We start from the raw sequence: 2,112 nt of genomic DNA on the forward strand, positions 1-2,112 counted from the left end.
CTCGCGGGCCTATCTGGGGAACACGGCCGCGTATGCGTTCGGGATGGCGATCATGATGGCCTACATCTCCGCCTCACCGTTCGTCTACCAGGACATGATCGGCCTGAGCGCGGTCGCCTATGGGATCGCGTTCGCGATCAACGCCGTCGGCCTGATGATCGCCACCACTGTCGCGGCCCGTCTTGCCGGTCGCGTCTCGCTGCGCGGGTTGACCCTCACCGGCCTGACGATCAGCCTGGCCGCGGTCGTCGCGATCGTGATCCTCACCCTCACCGACGCACCCGCCGGGTGGCTGATGGTGCCCCTGTTCGTCGCGATCGCCCCGCTCGGGCTGGTGTTCGGCAACGCGACCGCCCTGGCCATGTCCGCCGTGCCCCCGGCCGCGACCGGCGCAGGGTCGGCGCTGCTCGGGGCGGTGCAGTTCGCCCTCGCCGGCCTCGTCGCCGCCCTGGTCGGCATCGCCGGCGAGCACACCGCCATCCCCCTCGGGGTGACCATGCTCGCCGCCGCGATCATCGCGCTCCTCGGCCTGCTCCTGGCCACACCCCGACCACGGCGGGAACCCGCCGCCTGACCCCCGGCGGCCCTCTATCCATCTCGTTCGATCCATAAGGAGAAGAAACCATGACTCGCATCCATGTCCTCGGCGGCACCGGGTACGCCGGCAGCCGCATCGTCCGCGAGGCCGCCAAGCGTGGCCACCAGGTCGTCTCGTACAGCCGCTCCATCCCCGACAAGCAGACCCCGGGCGTCGAGTACCGGGCCGGTGACGTGCAAGACCCCGCGTTCCTGGCCTCAGCATTCGAGCACACGGACGTCGTGATCTCGGCACTGTCCACCCACGGCGGGCTCGCCGGCAAAGGCCGCCTCCGCGCCCTGCTGTCCAAGGCGGCAGGGCTCGCCGCGGAACGAGGCGTGCGCTTCGGGGTAATGGGCGGGGCCGGCTCGCTCCTGATCGCACCAGACGGGCCCCGCCTGGTCGACACCCCCGGCTTCCCCGAGGTCGCCAAGCCCGAATCCCTCGAACTCGCCGGAGCCCTCGACGACCTCCGCGCGAACACCGACGACCGCCTCGACTGGTTCCTCATCAGCCCCGCCGAGAACTTCGGCAAGCACGCCCCCGGCACCGCCCGCGGCCACTACCGCATCGGTGGTGACATCCTCCTGCGCGACGAGAACGGCGTCTCGGAGATCTCCGGCGACGACATCGCCCTCGCCATCACCGACGAGATCGAGAAGCCCGCCCACCACCGCACACGCTTCTCCGTCGCCTACTGACCACCGAAGAGCGGACGCTCTCCACCGACCCCAGGCCGCAGGCCGCGTCGGTGAACGAGGCGAACCCTTGCTGGAACAGATCGGGCATGATCCAGGTCGGCACGTCGTGGCCGACCACGCGCGCACGCCCGCGCCCGGTCGGGTCCGGCTGATCCGCACGGACCGCCCGCCACAGGCGCGCGGCAGTCGTCCAGGTCTGCACGGGAATGCGATCCATCCATGCGGTGTCCTCGTGCATCGGGCCGGGCTCGGTGGCCGCGATGGTCGGGGCCAGGTAGGCGCGGATTTCCTCGTCATGCATGTACACGTCACGCAGGGCGGCGATCACGTCGGGGCGGAAGCGGGAATCGGTGGTGCTCATGGTGGTTCTCCAATCGGTGAGGGTGCTTTGAGTGTGACCACTGGCCCAGACGGGCTAGCGGCGGAATCGGTCGTTTGTGGCGAGGGACCCCGCCATGCGCCGTGCGCGCCACATCCGACCCTGTCCGCCCGCCACATGACTCGCCACAACCGACCCGCCAGAGCGGCAGCCGCCCGTACGTTTCTGGCGGGCCCTGGGGCGCGCGGGAGCACCCACCTGGACACCCAGATTTCACGCCGACCGGATCCCACCCGATATGCGAAGAGTGCGCCGCGCGTCGTGTGGAATCTGGGCTGCATCTCGACATCCGTTGACGCCAAGGCGGATCCCCACATCAGTGACATCGGGGCAAGGCACTCCCCGAGGGGAACCACGGTCAGCCCCTCCCCGCCTCGAGCTGGAGGCAGGATGGCCCCATGACCCTCTCCTTCGAGACCCCAACGTGCGATCAGCTCGTGGAGCTCGCCGAGGAA

General features: G+C 69.8%; 3 protein-coding genes. 2 read left to right on the forward strand and 1 reads right to left on the reverse strand.

Annotated elements, in window-relative coordinates; genetic code table 11:
* Both ACIP67_RS43170 and ACIP67_RS43175 read left to right on the forward strand, forming a co-directional pair.
* A partial coding sequence (locus tag ACIP67_RS43170; protein WP_401700194.1) for an MFS transporter occupies window positions 1-574 on the forward strand: 574 nt, incomplete at its 5' end.
* Window positions 575-624: 50 nt separating this feature from the next.
* Window positions 625-1,278 carry an NAD(P)-dependent oxidoreductase gene (locus ACIP67_RS43175; RefSeq protein ID WP_401700197.1) on the forward strand — a complete coding sequence of 218 codons (654 nt, stop codon included), beginning with the start codon at window positions 625-627 and terminating at the stop codon, window positions 1,276-1,278.
* On the opposite strand, the gene ACIP67_RS43180 is transcribed toward ACIP67_RS43175, so the two are convergent.
* On the reverse strand, window positions 1,220-1,639 hold the full coding sequence (locus ACIP67_RS43180) for a hypothetical protein (protein ID WP_298714751.1): 420 nt from the start codon (window positions 1,637-1,639) through the stop codon (window positions 1,220-1,222). The genes ACIP67_RS43175 and ACIP67_RS43180 overlap by 59 nt on opposite strands.
* Window positions 1,640-2,112 lie beyond the last annotated feature (473 nt).

This window comes from Streptomyces sp. NPDC088812 (assembly GCF_044750285.1).
Taxonomy (GTDB): domain Bacteria; phylum Actinomycetota; class Actinomycetes; order Streptomycetales; family Streptomycetaceae; genus Streptomyces.